At 70.2% G+C, this 17,431-nt stretch carries 18 protein-coding genes; 9 read left to right on the top strand and 9 right to left on the bottom strand.

Annotated features, from left to right (window positions below; translation table 11 throughout):
- Nucleotides 1-133 precede the first annotated feature (133 nt).
- Both OHA64_RS32140 and OHA64_RS32135 read left to right on the top strand, forming a co-directional pair.
- Nucleotides 134-724, top strand: a complete 591-nt coding sequence (locus tag OHA64_RS32140) for an N-acetylmuramoyl-L-alanine amidase (protein WP_405619050.1) — start codon at nt 134-136, stop codon at nt 722-724.
- 33 nt (nt 725-757) lie between these two features.
- On the top strand, nt 758-1,645 hold the full coding sequence (locus OHA64_RS32135) for a 1-aminocyclopropane-1-carboxylate deaminase/D-cysteine desulfhydrase (protein ID WP_405619048.1): 888 nt from the start codon (nt 758-760) through the stop codon (nt 1,643-1,645).
- Between the two features lie 21 nt (nt 1,646-1,666).
- On the opposite strand, the gene OHA64_RS32130 is transcribed toward OHA64_RS32135, so the two are convergent.
- The 6 genes from OHA64_RS32130 to OHA64_RS32105 form a co-directional block, all read right to left on the bottom strand.
- Nucleotides 1,667-2,251 carry a hypothetical protein gene (locus OHA64_RS32130; protein ID WP_405619046.1) on the bottom strand — a complete coding sequence of 195 codons (585 nt, stop codon included), beginning with the start codon at nt 2,249-2,251 and terminating at the stop codon, nt 1,667-1,669.
- 15 nt (nt 2,252-2,266) lie between these two features.
- Nucleotides 2,267-3,238 carry a hypothetical protein gene (locus tag OHA64_RS32125; RefSeq protein WP_405619044.1) on the bottom strand — a complete coding sequence of 324 codons (972 nt, stop codon included), beginning with the start codon at nt 3,236-3,238 and terminating at the stop codon, nt 2,267-2,269.
- 36 nt (nt 3,239-3,274) lie between these two features.
- Nucleotides 3,275-5,440 (bottom strand): hypothetical protein, encoded by a 2,166-nt coding sequence (locus OHA64_RS32120; protein WP_405619042.1) that lies wholly within the window; start codon nt 5,438-5,440, stop codon nt 3,275-3,277.
- Entirely contained in the window at nt 5,437-6,171 is a 735-nt protein-coding gene (locus OHA64_RS32115) for a hypothetical protein (RefSeq protein WP_405619040.1), read from the bottom strand. Before OHA64_RS32115 ends, OHA64_RS32120 begins: the two co-directional genes overlap by 4 nt.
- 169 nt (nt 6,172-6,340) lie before the next feature.
- Entirely contained in the window at nt 6,341-6,850 is a 510-nt protein-coding gene (locus tag OHA64_RS32110; RefSeq protein ID WP_405619039.1) for a hypothetical protein, read from the bottom strand.
- An 84-nt stretch (nt 6,851-6,934) separates the two neighbouring features.
- Nucleotides 6,935-8,530, bottom strand: a complete 1,596-nt coding sequence (locus OHA64_RS32105) for a Na+/H+ antiporter (RefSeq protein ID WP_405619037.1) — start codon at nt 8,528-8,530, stop codon at nt 6,935-6,937.
- Nucleotides 8,531-8,616: 86 nt separating this feature from the next.
- Here OHA64_RS32105 and OHA64_RS32100 point away from each other — a divergent pair, with 86 nt between their 5' ends.
- The 3 genes from OHA64_RS32100 (at nt 8,617) to OHA64_RS32090 (ending at nt 10,667) form a co-directional block, all read left to right on the top strand.
- Nucleotides 8,617-8,877 carry a UBP-type zinc finger domain-containing protein gene (locus OHA64_RS32100; RefSeq protein ID WP_405619035.1) on the top strand — a complete coding sequence of 87 codons (261 nt, stop codon included), beginning with the start codon at nt 8,617-8,619 and terminating at the stop codon, nt 8,875-8,877.
- 261 nt (nt 8,878-9,138) lie between these two features.
- Nucleotides 9,139-9,552: an anti-sigma regulatory factor gene (locus OHA64_RS32095; protein ID WP_019058277.1), complete on the top strand. Its 414-nt coding sequence runs from the start codon at nt 9,139-9,141 to the stop codon at nt 9,550-9,552.
- Between the two features lie 17 nt (nt 9,553-9,569).
- Nucleotides 9,570-10,667, top strand: a complete 1,098-nt coding sequence (locus OHA64_RS32090) for an RNA polymerase sigma factor SigF (RefSeq protein ID WP_405619033.1) — start codon at nt 9,570-9,572, stop codon at nt 10,665-10,667.
- An 89-nt stretch (nt 10,668-10,756) separates the two neighbouring features.
- On the opposite strand, the gene OHA64_RS32085 is transcribed toward OHA64_RS32090, so the two are convergent.
- A complete protein-coding gene (locus tag OHA64_RS32085) occupies nt 10,757-11,218 on the bottom strand; it encodes a hypothetical protein (RefSeq protein ID WP_405619031.1) in 462 nt (153 codons plus the stop codon).
- A gap of 115 nt (nt 11,219-11,333) precedes the next feature.
- On the opposite strand from OHA64_RS32085, the gene OHA64_RS32080 reads away from it, so the two are divergent.
- Nucleotides 11,334-12,302, top strand: coding sequence for a diacylglycerol/lipid kinase family protein (locus tag OHA64_RS32080; RefSeq protein WP_405619029.1), 969 nt, complete (start codon nt 11,334-11,336; stop codon nt 12,300-12,302).
- Nucleotides 12,303-12,622: 320 nt separating this feature from the next.
- Entirely contained in the window at nt 12,623-12,880 is a 258-nt protein-coding gene (locus OHA64_RS32075; protein ID WP_006380970.1) for a WhiB family transcriptional regulator, read from the top strand.
- A 187-nt stretch (nt 12,881-13,067) separates the two neighbouring features.
- Here OHA64_RS32075 and OHA64_RS32070 read toward each other — a convergent pair whose 3' ends face one another.
- Nucleotides 13,068-14,534, bottom strand: a complete 1,467-nt coding sequence (locus OHA64_RS32070; protein WP_405624209.1) for a sensor histidine kinase — start codon at nt 14,532-14,534, stop codon at nt 13,068-13,070.
- A 407-nt stretch (nt 14,535-14,941) separates the two neighbouring features.
- Complete coding sequence (locus OHA64_RS32065) at nt 14,942-15,574, bottom strand: TetR/AcrR family transcriptional regulator (protein WP_405619027.1); 633 nt, start codon at nt 15,572-15,574, stop codon at nt 14,942-14,944.
- Between the two features lie 94 nt (nt 15,575-15,668).
- Between OHA64_RS32065 and OHA64_RS32060 the strand changes: the two genes are divergently transcribed.
- Together OHA64_RS32060 and nagB are read left to right on the top strand one after the other, a co-directional pair.
- Entirely contained in the window at nt 15,669-16,421 is a 753-nt protein-coding gene (locus tag OHA64_RS32060; RefSeq protein ID WP_405619025.1) for an SDR family oxidoreductase, read from the top strand.
- A gap of 175 nt (nt 16,422-16,596) precedes the next feature.
- Nucleotides 16,597-17,382 carry a glucosamine-6-phosphate deaminase gene (nagB, locus tag OHA64_RS32055; RefSeq protein ID WP_405619023.1) on the top strand — a complete coding sequence of 262 codons (786 nt, stop codon included), beginning with the start codon at nt 16,597-16,599 and terminating at the stop codon, nt 17,380-17,382.
- Nucleotides 17,383-17,431: the final 49 nt, after the last annotated feature.

Genomic DNA, 17,431 nt, shown 5'->3' with positions numbered 1-17,431 from the left:
CGGCGGAACGATATTGTCCGGATCGGCTCGCACCCCGCGCGAAGAAGGTGTGCCGATCGAGGGGGTTCCGGTACAAGCAGCGGTACGAGACGGTCGCGCAGGGCGGTCGGCGCGCAGCACGAAGGAGCCGGTCATGGCCTCACCCATGTCCGCGGGTAGTTTCCTGGCAGCTCTGAGGGCGGAGGGCCTCACCGTCGTCGAGGTGGGCGACTGGAAGCACCACAATCGCAACCACAAAGGTCCCTGGGGCCCGGTCAACGGAGTGATGATCCACCACACGGTGACCAAGGGCAGCGCACGGACCGTGCAGCTCTGCCGCGACGGCTACGCGGACCTGCCCGGGCCGCTGTGCCACGGTGTCATCACCAAGGACGGCAGGGTCCACCTCGTCGGCTACGGCCGGGCCAACCACGCCGGACTCGGCGACGACGACGTCCTGCGCGCGGTGATCGCCGAGAAGGCGCTGCCGCACGACAACGAGACCAACACCGACGGCAACCGGCACTTCTACGGCTTCGAGTGCGAGAACCTCGGCGACGGGGACGACCCCTGGCCCAAGGCGCAGCTGGAGGCGATCGAGAAGGCCGCGGCGGCCGTGTGCAGGCATCACGGCTGGACGGAGCGCTCGGTCATCGGCCACCTGGAGTGGCAGCCGGGGAAGGTGGACCCGCGGGGGTTCACCATGGCGTCGATGCGGAAGCGGATCCGGGACCGTCTGAAGTGACGGACGCCGCGGGCCCGTGGTGACAATGGATCCGTGACCAGCCTCGCCTCCCTGCGCCCCCGGCTCCCCTCCCCTTTGCAGGAGATCGAGGACGACCGCTTCACCCGGTACGGCGTCCGTCTCGTCCTCAAGCGCGACGACCTCATCCACCCGGAGCTCATCGGCAACAAGTGGCGCAAGCTCGCGCCGAACCTCACCGCGGCGGCCGGCCGTACCGTCGTCACCTTCGGCGGCGCCTACTCCAACCACCTTCGCGCCACGGCCGCCGCGGGCCGCCTCCTCGGCCTGTCCACCCTCGGCGTGGTGCGCGGGCAGGAACTCGCCGACCGACCGCTCAACGAGTCGCTGGCCCGTTGCGCGGCCGACGGCATGCGACTGCACTTCATCGACAGGTCGACTTATCGTCGCAAGACCGAGCCGAAGACCCTGGCGGCCGTGCTGCGCGCGGCGCACGCCGAGGACGCGTACGTCGTGCCCGAGGGCGGCAGCAACGCCCTCGCGGTACGGGGATGCCGGGCACTGGGCGAGGAGTTGCGCGGGCACACCGATGTCGTCGGGATCGCCTGTGGCACCGGCGGCACGCTCGCGGGGCTGGCGGCCGGACTCGGCCCCGGTCGGCGCGTGCTGGGCGTCCCCGTCCTCAAGGGGGGCTTCCTCAGCGGCGACATACAGGCCCTGCAGCACCGGGCTTTCGGCGGCCCTCGCGGCAGCTGGCGCCTCGACGAACGATTCCACTTCGGCGGCTACGCCCGTACCACCCCCGAACTCGACGACTTCGCCGACGACTTCGAGAGCCGCCACGGCCTGCCGGTCGAGCGGCTCTATGTCGCCAAGTTGCTGTACGGACTTGTCGCTCAGGCGCAGGAGGGTCTCTTCGTGCCGGGAACCACCGTGGCCGCGGTGATCACAGGGCGGCCGTAGCGGACGGGCGGGGCCGACGGGTCAGGCAGACAGAACGGTCAGCGGCTGGTGGGCGCCGGCGGGGCGCGCGGACGGGGTTCCCCCTTCCTCCAGCAGCGGATGCTCGGAGGCGTCCATCCATCCCTGGAAGGAGTCCCACCAGACGATCACCGGGGCGTCCTGGGAGGCCGGTCGCTCGGCACTGCCGATCGCGTGCACGTTGTAGCCGACGAGGTAGACGACCATCACGGCGGTGACCGCCTTGAAGGAGACCCGAGTGCAGGCCCGCATACCCGCGCCCAGGCTCCGGCCCGCGGTCTTCGTCCAGTCGGAGACGTTCTCCGCCCACTGGCCGTAGATCCGCAGCACCAGCGGAATACCCCGGCCCTGGCGGAGGAACAGCAGGGTGCACGCGTACTCGGGGGCGAGGAGCACCGTCGCGACGAGCGCGGACAGCTTCGTTCCCGTCCACTCGGCGGTCCCGCCCGCACGCGGTACGACATGGCGCAGGACGAGCCACAGCACCACGATCGCGGCGAGGATCAGCAGGGGGACGCGTATCGGATAGACGAACCAGGAGAAGGCCTCGGTCCACACGTCCACGAGAAGGTCGAAGGTCTCGATCATCGCAGGCGTGCCCCGTCAGTCGTCTTCATGGCGTGACTGTCCGGCGTCGTCGCCCTTGTCGGAGCCCGGCCGGTGGTCGCGGACGTCCTCGTACGCGATGCCGTCCTGGCGGCCGGCCCGCCGGTCCCGGCGGCGGGACCGGCCCTCGCCGAGCTGGCGGGGTACGTTCGCCGAGGCCGCGGGCGGCAGCTGGGTCGCCGAGCTCGGCAGGGTGTTCTGGATCTGCGCGAGCAACTCGTTGACCGCGTGGGCCCGTTCGTGTTCCTCACTGGAATCCGACCCCGCCACGGCCTTGACGATCTCCAGATGGGCGAGCATCGCGACCCGCTTGTCCTCCCGGAGGTCGCGGTAGAACTCCATGGCCGCCTCGGGGTCCTTGCTGAGCGCCTCGGCCATCAGGCCGATCTCGCCCTCGTTGAGGATCGCGGCCGCGTTGGTGCGCTGCATGCTGCTCAGCGTGCCGGTACGGGTGATGTCCGTGGCCTCGGCGTCGGGCCGCAGGGCGCAGGCGACCTCCAGAACCTCCAGCAGTCCGTCACCGAGGTGTCCGGTCCACTGCTCGCGGGCGGCCCAGGACTCGAACTCCCCCACGGCGTCCAGTCCGTAGTTCCGTGCGGCGCTGTTCAGGCGCGGCACGATACGCCGCTTGAGGATCTTCGGTACGTCGAAGGGTGCCTGCTCGGCCGCCAGCCGGGCGTCGGCGACGCGCCAGGCCACCTCGACCGAGCCCTGGAAGCGCAGCCCCTTGTCCGCGCTCTCGAGTTCCACGTCCAGGGTCGTCCCAAGTTCCCTCAGGTCCACGATCCAGTACTGCCCCTTGGGCCGGAACCAGCCGATACCGGACGTGGGCAGCTCGCCCTTGGGAAGCGGCTGGAGTTGATTGCCGAGTTGGACCACCGCGCACTCGCCGGCTCCCGGGCGCCCCTGGTCCCCGATGTCACGCGGGCGGGTCACCGGGAAGGGTCCGCGCACCGGCCCGTTGGTCATGGCCACACTGGCTCCTGTCGTTCGTGTCGTTGCCGCTCAGCGCAGCGCGTCCAGCTCGTCGAGGGCCAGTTGCGCGGTGTAGGACGGGGTGGGCCGCCCATGGGCGAGCCGCTTCAGGTGATGGTCGAGCCGGCGGAAGTCGCCGGCGTCCACGATCAGTTCGTCGATCAGGTCGAGCAGTGCCTCACGGCACTCTCCGTTGCGGTCGGCCTGCCGGATCCAGGACTCCAGTACGTCGAGCGCCTCCCTGGCCGTGGCACGGTGCGCGAGCGCTGACCGCCAGAGGTCGACGACGTCATCGTCGACCCCGGCGGCGCCGCCCAGGTCTCCGGGGCGGCCCTGCACCGTCGCCCCACTCCGTCCGAACAGCCACAGGACGGTGGGCCAGTTCACGGCGTCCGGCCTGCCGTCGGCGCCACGCAGGCGGCAGACCCGTAGGAACGCGGCGAGAAGCTGGCCGCGGGCGGGATCGTCGGCGCCGTCGAGCCAGGTGCCCATCGCTTCCAGGACGAGCGAGGACAGCCCGCTGGTGAACGCGGCGGACAGACCCACCCTCGTCGACCAGGCCACGCCCGCGTCCTTGGTGTCCAGGAGTTGGCCGAGCCCCTGGATGCCGACGACCGGCTGTACGGGGCTCACCGCGAGTCCCCAGGCGAGCGCGGCGGTCATGCGCCGGTACCGGTTGGAGGCCGCGCCCCAGGACTCCACCAGGCCCAGAGCGTGCCCCGCGACGGCCGGGTCGCGCACCGCCACGGAGAGCGCGATCGCCGCGGCCACCCGGTCGCGCTGATCGGTCGAGAGGGACCACGGCTGAAGCACCTCCTCCGCGATCTCGACGAAGCTCAACAGAGACAGCCGGCCCACGCACACCGCCGCGCGCCGCCGGACCGCCGCGTCGGGGTCGTGCACGAGCTCGGAGAGCCAACGCAGCAACTCGAAGCCGTCGTAATCCAGCCACATGGCGTCGATGAGCGCCGGCGCCAGGCCTCGCGCGGAGAAGTCCACGACCTCCGCCGGACTGCTGCCGTAGCGGGTGTACACCGTCCCGGTGGCGGTGACGGCGCGTACCGCTTCCAGTCGTTCCCTGCGCGTGACGTTGAGGAAGGGGCGCGGGCGGGCTCCGTCGTGTGCCATCGCCTCGTGGACGACGTCGGCCAGCCGGTTCTCCAGGCGGGTGACCGTCGCGTAGGGGAACCCGCCGAAGAAGGCCACGCTGAGCGCCAGTTCCCGGGGCAGCTCCTGGTTCTTGAGCAGGTCCGCCGCGTCCTGCTTGATGCGTACGGCGACCTGGGCCATGCACTCGGCCACGGTCACCGATCCGTCGGCGGTCCGCGCCAGTTCGCGTGCGGTCTGCGCGATCTCCGTCGGTGTCGGCCTGGTCGCGAGCCACTCGGTCACCTCCTCGTGGCCGAGCAGGGTCTCCTCGTGCGAGCGCCGCGCCATGGGCAGCCGGTGCCGCAGGTGGCTGCGCAGCAGGCGGGCGCCGTCCGGGCGTTCGTCCACCGACACCGACCACGCGGCCGTGTCCGTCGGAGCGGGCGAGGCGTCGTCGACCGTCAGCACCAGGAAGGCGCCCCGGTCGGTGAGGATCTGCGACAGCTTGGACAGCGTGAAGCCGCTCAGGGGGCGGTCCGACCGCCCCGGCCCGGTCTCCAGTACGTACGCGCAGCCGGCGGCCACGTCCTGAGCCACGAGGGCGTCCGGATCGGTGCCCGGGTGGAGGAGCCGGCACTGTCCGTCGGGCGGCGCCAGGGTGACGGCGACGGCCGTGGCGAGAAAACGCAGGCCGCTGTGGCGGGGACCGCGCAGCACGAGCACATGGTGGCGGCGCAGCGCGTCCTCCGCGTCCTGAGCGCACGACGGACGCACATAGACCTGCTCCATCTCCGTCAGCTCGGCGTCCGTGAGGCGGTACCAACTGGCGCGGCGGGCGGGGCGCTGGGCCATGTTGAGGATGAACTGGTCGCCGCCCACGATCGACTCGGCCCGCACCCGGCGTTGGAAGGTCATCGACCCGGCGCCGTCGAAGCGGCCCACGTCGTTGTCCAGGTCGGAGCGCAGCTGGTGCATGTCCCCGGGATCGAACTGGTCCCCGTCGGCACCGTCGACCTGGTCGCCGGTCCCGCCCGGCCCACGAGCAGCGGAATCGTCGTCCTTCGCCTCGGTCCCGTCGGCGGTGTCCGGGGACTCCTGCGGACTCACCGAATGTTCCACTGCTCGCCGCTGACCACGTTCTTGGCCCGCACCCGTCCGTTGAAGGTGATGCCCGGCCGGGGACGCTCGTCCGGGGAGGCGGAGTCGCCTCCGTCCTGGCGAGGCGCCCGGCCGGCCTTCCCCGCCTCCGAATGCTCGGGACTCAGTGCGGGCCGCGGGGTACGTGCGGCCGGGGTCAGCCAGGCGGCCGCCCGTACGCCACCCTTGACGGTCAGCTCCGTGGGCGTGAAGGCGTCCGGGTCGAGCTCGCCGTGCCCGTGCCGGACAGCGCCGTACCAGATGCTCTCCGACACCGCGAGCACGTACGACGCACTGTTGTCGGCCAGCTCGGAACGCAGCTGCTCCGCGTCCAGCATCCCGTGCAACAGGTTGACGTCCGCTCCGTCGGCGTCGCCTCCGTCAGGCGTGGGCACGAGGTATCCGCCGTGCACGACGAGCCGCAGCACGAGCTGAAGCGCCTCCGACGACTCCTTGTTGTGGCGCCGCAGCAGGCCGGGGAGCCGGCCTGTCACCGCTTCCACCACGGGGACCGGGGAGACCCCCGGACGGAAGTCGTAGCGACCGCCGTCGCCGCGGCTGCGCAGCGCGTACGCGCTCTTGTCGACGCCCTGCTGCCCCAGGGCCTCGGCGATCAGCCTGGTCTGCGCCGCGCGGAGCGTCGGCAGGACGCTGTCGTCACGGGAAGGCCGGGAGGAACCCTGGATGTCGATGCCGAGCATGACGTGATGAACAGGAAAAACACCGGAAGTGGTCAAGCTGCTCGTCCCCCAAGGTCAAGCACCCCAGAACACCCCGCCGTTGATGTGTGAGGCGGCGGATCCGGCCACCTCGGCGGGGAGAAATCAGAGATTAGCCAGGAGCAGTGTGTTAAGCCAATGGATCATCAGATCATGCCCAAACAACGACAATCAGTAGCGACAGGAGGGTTCCGCCCGCTACCATCGCCCACCCCAACGCGACCCGGAAGGCGACGAACTTCCGCTCTGCGATGACCGCGAGGTCGACCGCGTGCTGCCATGCCTCGGCCCGCGCCCGCCCGTTCCCCCCGTCCGGTTCCGGGGCCGGCTCCGGAGCGCCGGTCCGCCGCGCGAGCGTCGGCCAGCCGTACCGCGTCGGCAGGCCCGACGTGGACTTCGGGGCCAGTGTGCGGAGGATGAACCAGCCCGACATCGCGACCGAGACCATCACCAGATGAGCCAGAACCAGGGCCAGCGTTTCCCGGACCGTGTGCGGCGGAGCCATCGTCCGCAGCGGATCCGCCTGGGTCAGAAGCCCGGCGAGGAGGACCCCCAGGCTCGCGGCCAGCAGCCCCGCCTTGGTGTCGGCCGCGGAGATCCACGCACTGACCTGGTTGATGGCGAGCGTGACGTCCGCCCCGGGCTCACACGTGTCCTGCATCTGCCCCGCCCCCCGTGCTACGTACAGAGATCACCGCGTACGGAAATCACCGTCGTGACCACATTAGGGGGAAACGACCGCTCCTCACACCGCCTCCCGATAAGCTGCCGCCTCCTCCAGGTCCAGCCTGCGCAGCAGGGTCCGCAGCATCTCGTCGTCGATGTAGCGGGAGTCGCGCAACTTGACGAAGACCGTGCGTTCGGCGCCGATCATCTCCCGGGACAGGCGCCGGTAGGCATCGTCGACGGTCTCACCGGTGAGCGGGTTGACCTGGCCGAGGCGTTCCCAGACCGCGTTGCGGCGCCGCTCCAGGACCGAGCGCAGGCGGTCGGCCAGCGGCCCCGGGAGGGCGTTGCGCTCGTCGGAGAGGAGTTCGTCCAGGCGCCGCTCGGCGGCCCGGGAGGCCTGCGCCTGAGCATTGGCCTCCGCGAGGGTCTCGGCCTGCGGGTCCCGGCCGGGGAGCTTCAGAAGGCGGACCAGCGAGGGCAGGGTGAGGCCCTGGAGGACCAGGGTCCCGATGACCGTGGTGAAGGTCAGGAACAGGATGAGGTTGCGCTCGGGAAAGGGGCCGCCGCCGTGCACGGTCAACGGGATCGAGAAGGCGATGGCCAGGGACACCACGCCCCGCATGCCCGCCCAGGCGATGACGAACGGCGCCTTCCAGGTCGGGTTCTCCTCGCGCTCCCGGATCCGCGCCGACAGCCTGCGGGGCAGGAAGGTCGCCGGATACACCCACACGAAACGGGAGGCGACCACCACGAGGAACACGGCGATCGCGTACCAGGCGGCCCGACCCCCCTCGTACCGTCCCAGGCCCTTGAGGATCACCGGCAGCTGCAGTCCGATCAGGGCGAACACCGCGGACTCCAGGACGAACGCCACCATCTTCCAGACGGCCTCCTCCTGGAGGCGGGTCGCGAAGTCGACCTGCCACGCACGGTGGCCGAGATAGAGCGCCACGGTCACGACCGCGAGGACACCGGAGGCGTGCACCTGCTCGGCGGCCGCGTACGCGACGAACGGGATCAGCAGGGAGAGCGTGTTCTGCAGCAACGCCTCCTTCAGGTGGGTGCGCAGCCAGTGGATCGGCACCATGAGCACCAGCCCGAAGCCGACGCCGCCGACCGCCGCGAGCAGGAACTCGCCGATCCCGCCGGCCCAGGTGGCACCCTCTCCGACGGCCGCCGCGAGGGCCACCCGGTAGGCCGTGATCGCGGTGGCGTCGTTCACCAGGGACTCGCCCTGCAGGATCGTGGTGATCCGGGAGGGCAGCCCCACCCGGCGCGCGACCGCCGTGGCCGCGACGGCGTCCGGCGGCGCCACCACCGCGCCCAGCACCAGGGCCGCGGTCAGCGGCAGATTCGGCACGATGAGGTAGGCGGCCCAGCCGACGGCGAAGGTCGCGAAGAGGACGTACCCCACGGACAGCAGCGCCACCGGCCGCAACTGCGCGCGCAGGTCGAGGTAGGAGCTGTCGGCGGCCGACGTGTACAGCAGCGGGGGCAGCACGAGCGGCAGGACGACATGCGGGTCGAGGGTGTACCCGGGGACTCCGGGGACGTAACTGATCGCCAGTCCTGCCGCGACCAGCAGCAGCGGCGCCGGCACCGGGGTGCGCCGGGCCGCCGCCGCGACCACGGCACTGCCCGCCACCAGCAACAGCAGTGGCATCACGTCCATGTTTCCCGCCCACCCTCGTCCGTCGTCGGGTGCCCGCCCTCGGTTTTCCGCGCGGCCGTCCGCGCACCCGTCGTAACCTGGCAATCATGAAACAGTGCACGCACGCCGACGAGCTGCCGCACCCCCAACCCGAGCCACTGAGCGAGACCTGTACGGAGTGCCTGGCGACCGGCACCCATCCGGTACAGCTGCGCCTGTGCCTGACCTGCGGCCACGTCGGCTGCTGCGACTCCTCGCCGGGACGACACGCGACGGAGCACTACAAGGACGCCGGACATCCGATCATGCGGACGTTCGAGCCCGGTGAGGCATGGCGGTGGTGCTTCGTCGACCACGTCCTCGTATGACCCCCGACCGCCCCCGGATCTGGACGGTTCGACCGTCTGACGTCTGGGTACGTCAACCCGGCGCGCGCTCTTCCCAATTGGGCCCGCAGACCCCCTAGCCACGGAGCGTGTCCGTGTGTTTACTATGAGTGACAGCAAGGGGCTGGGGTCCCGGGGACAGGAAAGTTCAGAGCGCGGTAGCGTCACCGCTGAACCATGTATCGCGTTATCCCGGGGGGCGACCCTCGGCCCTGAAAAGCTTGTACCACCTTGGAGGTGAGGGTGTCCCAGATCGCAGGCGAGCCCGCGACCCAGGACTTCGTCGAAGTCCGGCTGCCCGCTGCGGGTGCCTACCTGTCGGTGCTGCGTACGGCCACGGCCGGTCTCGCGGCCCGTTTGGACTTCACCCTCGACGAGATCGAGGACCTGCGCATCGCGGTGGACGAGGCGTGCGCGATCCTGCTCCAGCAGGCCGTGCCCGGCTCAGTCCTCAGCTGTGTGTTCCGCCTTGTCGACGACTCACTGGAGGTCACCGTCTCGGCGCCGACCACGGACGGTCACGCCCCCGCGCGGGACACCTTCGCGTGGACGGTGCTGTCGGCCCTCGCCGGCAAGGTCTCATCGGCCGTCGACGAGGACAAGACCGTTTCGATCAGCCTCTACAAACAGCGCGGCGCGGGACCCGGGCCGGCGTGAGGAACGGGGACGGGCCGGTGCGGGACGAAGAGCGCGGCACACGGGAGCAGCCGGCCGCCACGGGCACGGGCGGTCCGAGCACGTCCCGGCGCATGGCGGACGGCATCGACGGCATCCCCGAGCAGGCCCGGCCGCACCCGGAGGGCGACTCCTCGGAGGCGGGCCTCCCGGACGGCGGGCAGCATGATCGGGAAGGTGCCGTGCAGAGCACGCCTCTGGACGGACGGATCGAGGTCACCCCTGTCCGAGCCGAGGCGAGGGCTCGGGGAAGGGCGACGGGCGGGACGATGAGCGAGCACCAGCGAAACTCCGAGGACGACGCGAAGGTCGCGCAGCGGGTGCAGGCCACCCGGCACGACCATCAGGACCGCAGCGGGGCGCGCGCCAGGTTCGTCGAACTGCGCGCCCTGAAGGAGGGCAGCCCGGAGTACGCGGAGCTGCGCAACCAGCTGGTCCGCATGCACCTGCCGCTCGTCGAGCACCTCGCGCGCCGCTTCCGCAACCGCGGTGAGCCGCTGGACGACCTCACCCAGGTCGCCACCATCGGCCTGATCAAGTCGGTGGACCGCTTCGACCCGGACCGCGGCGTCGAGTTCTCGACGTACGCGACACCGACGGTCGTCGGGGAGATCAAGCGGCACTTCCGCGACAAGGGCTGGGCGGTGCGGGTACCGCGCAGGCTCCAGGAGCTGCGGCTTGCCCTGACGACGGCGACGGCGGAGCTGTCCCAGCAGCACGGCCGCTCCCCGACGGTGCACGAGCTGGCCGAGAAGCTGGCCATCTCGGAGGAGGAGGTCCTGGAGGGTCTGGAGTCCGCCAACGCGTACTCCACCCTGTCCCTGGACGTCCCCGACACCGACGACGAGTCCCCGGCGGTCGCGGACACCCTGGGCGCGGAGGACGAGGCGCTGGAGGGCGTCGAGTACCGCGAGTCCCTCAAGCCGCTCCTGGAGGACCTGCCCCCTCGGGAGAAGCGGATCCTGCTGCTGCGCTTCTTCGGCAACATGACCCAGTCGCAGATCGCGCAGGAGGTCGGCATTTCGCAGATGCACGTCTCGCGATTGCTGGCCCGCACGCTGGCCCAGCTGCGGGAGAAGCTTCTGGTGGAGGAGTAGTCGGCCGCCGACCCGGGCGCGGCAGCGGCCGGACGGCTACTCGTCGGGACGACGGCCGGTCGCCGGGACGGTAGCGCCGGCCGGACCGGTTACTGGCCGGGTTCCTGCCTACGACCCGGCCCCTTGATCCCGAGGGCCTGGGTCGTCCCCGCGTTCACGAGCAGCACCAGCGCCGCGATCGCGACCACCCCGAGGGCAATCCCCGCCGGAATGGCCACACTGTCTGCCTGGAGCAGGTTGTAGGCCACCGGCAGCGCCATGATCTGTGTGATCACGGCAGGCCCACGGCTCCAGCCGCGTCGGCCGAGCAGCCCGCGCGCGGCGAGCAGCGGCAGCAGCGCGAGCACGATCAGGGTGATGCCCCCGGTGACGGCCGACCGCCGGTCGTCCGGGGCCCCCGCGAAACCCTCCACAAGCATCCAGGCACCGCCGACGACCAGGGCGAGTCCCTCCAGCGCGGTCAGCGCCGCCGCGGCGGCCAGCCGACCGGGACGGGGCCCCGCCGGACCGGCGGATTCCGCTTCGGGAGTGGGGTTCTGATCGGCGCTCACCCCTGAAGGGTAGCCCTCGGTCCGTACGGTCTCGTGGCGAGGTTCACGCCCGAAGTCTTACTTGATCCCTACCTCGCTCTGTGCCCGGTACCAGGCAGTAGGTACGCTGCAACTCATGCGTGCACTTCTCGTGGTCAATCCGGCGGCAACCACCACAAGCGCACGTACGCGCGATGTCCTTATCCACGCGCTCGCGAGCGAGATGAAGCTGGAAGCGGTCACCACCGAGTACCGCGGCCACGCGCGCGACCTGGGCCGGCACGCAGCGGACAGCTCGGACGTCGACCTGGTCGTGGCCCTCGGCGGCGACGGCACGGTCAACGAGGTCGTCAACGGCCTCCTTCACGCAGGCCCGGACCCGGAGCGTCTGCCCGGCCTCGCGGTGGTCCCCGGCGGCTCCACGAACGTCTTCGCCCGCGCCCTGGGTCTGCCCAACGACGCAGTGGAGGCCACCGGCGCCCTGCTGGACGCCCTGAGCGAGGGCAGTGAACGGACCGTAGGCCTGGGACTGACCTCGGGCACCCCGGGCACGGAGGACGAGGCCGTACCGGCGCGCTGGTTCACCTTCAACGCGGGCCTCGGCTTCGACGCCGGCGTCGTGGGGCGCGTCGAACAGCAGCGCGAGCGAGGCAGGAAATCCACCCACGCGCTTTATGTGCGTCAGGCCATGCGCCAGTTCTTCGGCGAGGCGCACCGCCGCCAGGGAACCATCACGCTGGAGCGGCCGGACGCGAAACCGGTGACCGATCTGGTGCTGTCCATAGTCTCGAATACCTCTCCGTGGACCTTCCTGGGCAATCACCCGATGTACGCCTCACCTAAGGCCTCGTTCGATAAAGGCCTCGACGTACTCGGTCTGAGCCGTATGACGACACCCGCGGTTGCCCGGTATGGCACCCAGTTGCTCACTTCGTCCCCCGAGCGCGGACCGCATGGCAAGCACGCGATATCCCTGCACGACATGGACCAGTTCACCTTGCATTCGAAGGTGCCACTCCCCCTTCAGATGGACGGCGACCACCTAGGGCTCCGTACGAGCGTGACGTTCACAGGCGTACGCCGTGCACTGCGTGTGATTGTGTGAGCAGAAAGGGCTGAAGTCCTTTCACTCGAACGTTTAGGCCAGGGTCCACCCCATGGAAGTACGGCTGTGACCTAGTCGACACCGAGGAATCAAAAAAAACTTTCCGGTAGGGGTTGTATCCGCCGCTGAGGTTTGCGAGTCTCTACATGGCGATCGGGACGGCCCGCAACACCAGCCTCCACTGATCACCAGAACCCCTCTTCAAACCACAGGACCACGTCGGCTGACGCTGGCGGGCGGCCCTTCCGTTGTTGAGGGATTCGTGAAAGCGTTCACATTCACAAGCAACCCGCACGTAATACCAAGGAGAGGTAGCAGCCATGGACTGGCGTCACAACGCCGTTTGCCGCGAGGAAGACCCCGAGCTCTTCTTCCCCATCGGCAACACCGGTCCTGCGCTGCTGCAGATCGAGGAAGCCAAGGCCGTCTGCCGCCGCTGCCCCGTCATGGAGCAGTGCCTGCAGTGGGCGCTCGAGTCCGGCCAGGACTCCGGCGTCTGGGGTGGTCTCAGCGAGGACGAGCGCCGCGCCATGAAGCGCCGCGCCGCCCGCAACCGGGCCCGTCAGGCCACCGCCTGACACACCCGCCCCGCGACAGCCTGGCTTGGCGGCGCGTACAGCGAGTACGCAACTCCCGCTCCCGAGCCGCAGCGCGCAGTACCCCCGATGCGCAGCAAATGCTGGCAACGAGCATGACGAGCCCCGGACCCCTGAACGGTCCGGGGCTCTTTGCTGTGTATCCGCGCCCCGGCGCGTCCCTCCGGCGTTACTTGTTCGCCCGCACCGGGACGTCCAGGATCACCCGGGTCCCCCGCCCCGGAGCCGGGACCATGTCGAAGGTGCCCCCCAACTCGCCCTCCACCAGCGTCCGTACGATCTGCAGGCCGAGGTTGCCGGCGGTGTGCGGGTCGAAGCCCTCGGGCAGGCCGACCCCGTCGTCCTGGACGGTGACCAGCAGGCGGGCCTCCTGGGTGGTGCCGCCGCGGACGGCCGAGACCTCGACGGTGCCGGTCTCCCCCTCGCCAAAGCCGTGCTCGAGGGCGTTCTGGAGGATTTCCGTCAGGACCATCGACAGGGGGGTGGCGACCTCCGCGTCCAGGATGCCGAAGCGGCCGGTGCGCCGACCGGTCACCTTGCCCGGGGAGATCTCGGCCACCATCGCGAGGACCCGGTCGGCGATCTCGTCGAACTCCACGCGCTCGTCCAGGTTCTGGGACAGCGTCTCATGCACGATCGCGATCGAACCGACCCGACGTACCGCCTCTTCGAGGGCTTCGCGGCCGCGGTCGGACTCGATGCGCCGGGCCTGGAGCCGCAGCAGCGCGGCCACCGTCTGGAGGTTGTTCTTCACCCGGTGGTGGATCTCCCGGATGGTCGCGTCCTTGGTGATCAACTCACGCTCGCGGCGGCGCAGTTCGGTGACGTCACGGAGCAGGACCAGCGAACCGATGCGCGTGCCCTTGGGCTTGAGCGGGATCGCCCGGAACTGGATCACTCCGTCGTCGGACTCGATCTCGAACTCCCGCGGCGCCCAGCCGCTCGCCACCTTGGCGAGTGCCTCGTCCACCGGCCCATGGGTCGGGGCGAGTTCGGCGGTGGTCTTGCCGAGGTGGTGACCGACCAGGTCGGAGGCGAGACCGAGGCGGTGGTAGGCGGACAGCGCGTTCGGCGAGGCGTACTGGACCAGGCCGTCCGCGTCGAGGCGGATCAGGCCGTCACCCACGCGGGGTGAGGCGTCCATGTCGACCTGCTGGTTCGCGAACGGGAAGGCGCCGGCGGCGATCATCTGCGCGAGGTCCGAGGCGCTCTGGAGATACGTCAGCTCCAGACGGCTCGGGGTGCGCACGGTCAGGAGGTTGGTGTTGCGTGCGATGACCCCGAGGACGCGCCCCTCCCGCCGCACCGGGATGGACTCGATCCGGACGGGGACCTCTTCGCGCCACTCCGGATCGCCCTCGCGGACAATCCTGCCCTCGTCGAGGGCGAGGTCCAGCATCGGTCGACGGCCGCGCGGGACGAGGTGGCCGACCATGTCGTCCTGGTACGAGGTAGGGCCGGTGTTGGGCCGCATCTGGGCGACCGACACGTAGCGCGTGCCGTCGCGGGTGGGCACCCACAGGACCAGGTCGGCGAAGGAGAGGTCGGAGAGCAGCTGCCACTCCGAGACCAGCAGGTGGAGCCACTCGAGGTCGGAGTCGTCGAGGGCCGTGTGCTGGCGTACGAGTTCGTTCATGGAGGGCACGTGTGCGAGCGTACCTGGCGGTACGGACATGCCCTGGAAGCAGCCGTCGCAGGCCCCGGAAACACCCGCGGGCCGCGGCGCCTGGGAGGGACCCTCAGCCCTCCCGGCACCGCAGCCCGGAGCAATATCGGCCGTGGGGTGTGCGGTCCCGGTCGGCCGAAGGATGAGGATCCGGGGCAGTCAGGGCAGAGAGCTCCGGTTCCTCGGTCCCGTCCTCCTGTGCGGGGAGGACGGAAGTCTGTTCGTTTTCAGTTGTCTCTACGCATTGTGGACTAGACCACTACGTGTGTCCATGCGTTGGAGGCTGTTTGTTGTTGGGACTTTTCCCTGCCGGGTCCGCACCAGTCGGAACCGGTTCGGACGTCTGGCAACCACCACGCAGCCTAACGCGCGTGGGTTCATGTGCGGGGCCAGACAGTCATGGCAATTTCCACCAGCGCTTCCAACTCCGCCCGGCTCGCGCCGTCCCGTGCCTGCTGGGACATGCCCTGGATCATCGCGCCGATGTGCCGGGCGAGGGCGGCGGCGTCCGTTCCGGCCGGCAGGGCGCCCGCGTCGATGTCGGCTCTGACGCGGCTCTCGAACGCGGCGATGTTGGCGTTGCGCCGCTCGCGCAGGGGCTCCTCCACCTCGCGGGTCGTGCAGTTCGTGGCCGCGTGGATGACGAGGCAGCCAAAAGGATGGGCGGGGTCGGTGTACTCGGCGGCGGCCTCGCGCAGGGTGCGCTCGACTGCGGCGCGGGCCGACGGCTCCTCGGCGAGGGCGCGGTCACCGAAGGAGCCGTACCTGGTGCCGTACTCCCGGACGACCTCCTCGAACAGCGAGCGCTTGTCGCCGAAGGCCGCGTAGAGGCTCGGGGCGCCGATGTCCATCACGCGGGTGAGGTCGGAGACGGACGTGGCCTCGTAGCCGTGCTCCCAGAAGGCCAGGAGCGCCTTCTCCAGCGCGGTCTCGCGATCGAAGGAGCGGGGGCGGCCACGCGGCTTCGATGCCGGTCCGACCTTCGGCTTCGTGTCCTCGCTGCTCACCATGGAGTGAATTGTATAGCGGGTGCTAGAGAAATAACCGGCGGGTGTTGTACGGTTTTTCTGTAGCGACCGCTAGAGAAATGAAGGGGGCGCCGACATGGGCGTGCTTGCGGGCAGGACGGCTCTGGCCACCGGGGCGAGCAGGGGTATCGGACGGGGGATCGCCGAGCGGCTGGGGCGCGAGGGTGCCCGGGTCGCGGTGCACTACGGGAGGAACGAGACGGCGGCGAAGGAGACAGTCGACGCCATCGAGGCGGCGGGCGGCTCGGCCTTCGCGCTCGGCGCGGAACTGGGGCTGCCGGGTGACGCGGAGGCACTGTGGGAGGAGTTCGACCGGCACGCGGACGGGCTGGACATCCTGGTGAACAACGCCGGCATCGGGAATACCCCGCCGATCGAGGAGATCGGGGAGGAGGAGTACGACCGAGTCTTCGCGGTCAATGTGAAGGCGCCGTTCTTCCTCGTCAAGCACGGCATGAGCCGCCTGCGCGACGGCGGGCGGGTCATCAATATCTCGTCCGGGCTCTCCCGGACCGCGGTGATGCCGAACAACATGGCGTACGCGATGACGAAGGGCGCGCTGGATGTCCTCTCCCGCGACCTCTCCAAGGTGCTGGGCCCCCGGAACATCACGGTGAACTCGGTGGCGCCGGGGATCATCGCCACCGACAACACCTACGAGTTGCTGCACAGCAGCGAGGACGCCTGGGCCGAGGCGGCGGCTATATCGGCACTGGGCAGGGTGGGAGAGGCGGTCGACGTCGCGGAGGTGGTGGCGTTCCTGGCGTCGGACGGAGGCCGGTGGGTCACGGGCAGCTGGGTGGATGCGACCGGGGGTTCACTGACCTAGCCGGGCTGGGGCTCCACGGGCAGCGGCCCCCGATGCGAGGCTCCGCGGGCCGCTCTCCGCCGCCCTGGGCCGGAGGGATCGACTCTGTTAGATTGGTCTAAACCACACAGGCCCCTCCCGGGCCCCCGTCGAGTCCCCTCTGTTCAGACCGTCTCTTCAGATCGGCAGGCCCAGCGTGGAAGTTGTCATCGTCCCCGACGGCAAGTCAGGCGGCGAGCTCATCGCCGAGGCCATGGCACAGCTGCTCCGGAACAAGCCCGCCGCCCTGCTCGGCGTGGCCACCGGTTCGACACCGCTGCCCATCTACGAGGCGCTGGCGGCAAAGGTGCACTCCGGCGCCGTGGACGCCTCGCGGGCCCGGATCGCTCAGCTCGACGAATACGTGGGGCTGCCCGCCGAGCATCCGGAGTCGTACCGGTCCGTGCTGCGGCGCGAGGTTCTGGAGCCGCTCGGGGTCGGGATGGGCGCGTTCATGGGGCCCGACGGCACCGCGGAGGATGTGCAGGGGGCGTGCGAGGCGTATGACAGGGCTCTGGCCGAGGCCGGCGGGGTGGACCTCCAGCTGCTGGGGATCGGGACCGACGGTCACATCGGGTTCAACGAGCCGTGCTCGTCGCTGGCCTCCCGGACCCGGATCAAGACGCTGACCGAGCAGACGCGGGTGGACAACGCTCGCTTCTTCGACGGCGACATCGAACAGGTCCCGCACCATGTGATCACCCAGGGCATCGGGACCATACTGGAGGCACGGCACCTGGTGCTTCTCGCGACCGGCGAGGGCAAGGCCGACGCGGTCGCGGCGACCGTGGAGGGGCCGGTCGCGGCGGTGTGCCCCGCCTCCGCACTCCAGCTCCACCCGCACGCCACGGTCGTGGTCGACGACGCCGCCGCGTCCAAGTTGAAGCTGGCGGACTACTTCCGGCACACGTTCGCCAACAAGCCGGACTGGCAGGGGATCTAGGCGGATCGGAGGTCCTGGACCCGGCACGTCACATCACCGGACCTTGGAC

It is taken from the genome of Streptomyces sp. NBC_00076, from assembly GCF_045041235.1.
Classification (GTDB): Bacteria; Actinomycetota; Actinomycetes; order Streptomycetales; family Streptomycetaceae; genus Streptomyces.
This window is presented reverse-complemented; position numbering and strand designations above follow the sequence as displayed.

Excerpts from the sequence above, each read along its gene's own strand:
- OHA64_RS32140 (WP_405619050.1), top strand. The coding sequence starts at position 134 with ATGGCCTCACCCATGTCCGCGGGTAGTTTCCTGGCAGCTCTGAGGGCG.
- OHA64_RS32130 (WP_405619046.1), bottom strand. The coding sequence starts at position 2,251 with ATGATCGAGACCTTCGACCTTCTCGTGGACGTGTGGACCGAGGCCTTC.
- OHA64_RS32125 (WP_405619044.1), bottom strand. The coding sequence starts at position 3,238 with ATGACCAACGGGCCGGTGCGCGGACCCTTCCCGGTGACCCGCCCGCGT.
- OHA64_RS32115 (WP_405619040.1), bottom strand. The coding sequence starts at position 6,171 with ATGCTCGGCATCGACATCCAGGGTTCCTCCCGGCCTTCCCGTGACGAC.
- OHA64_RS32110 (WP_405619039.1), bottom strand. The coding sequence starts at position 6,850 with ATGCAGGACACGTGTGAGCCCGGGGCGGACGTCACGCTCGCCATCAAC.
- OHA64_RS32105 (WP_405619037.1), bottom strand. The coding sequence starts at position 8,530 with ATGGACGTGATGCCACTGCTGTTGCTGGTGGCGGGCAGTGCCGTGGTC.
- OHA64_RS32100 (WP_405619035.1), top strand. The coding sequence starts at position 8,617 with ATGAAACAGTGCACGCACGCCGACGAGCTGCCGCACCCCCAACCCGAG.
- OHA64_RS32080 (WP_405619029.1), top strand. The coding sequence starts at position 11,334 with ATGCGTGCACTTCTCGTGGTCAATCCGGCGGCAACCACCACAAGCGCA.
- OHA64_RS32075 (WP_006380970.1), top strand. The coding sequence starts at position 12,623 with ATGGACTGGCGTCACAACGCCGTTTGCCGCGAGGAAGACCCCGAGCTC.
- OHA64_RS32070 (WP_405624209.1), bottom strand. The coding sequence starts at position 14,534 with ATGAACGAACTCGTACGCCAGCACACGGCCCTCGACGACTCCGACCTC.
- OHA64_RS32065 (WP_405619027.1), bottom strand. The coding sequence starts at position 15,574 with ATGGTGAGCAGCGAGGACACGAAGCCGAAGGTCGGACCGGCATCGAAG.
- OHA64_RS32060 (WP_405619025.1), top strand. The coding sequence starts at position 15,669 with ATGGGCGTGCTTGCGGGCAGGACGGCTCTGGCCACCGGGGCGAGCAGG.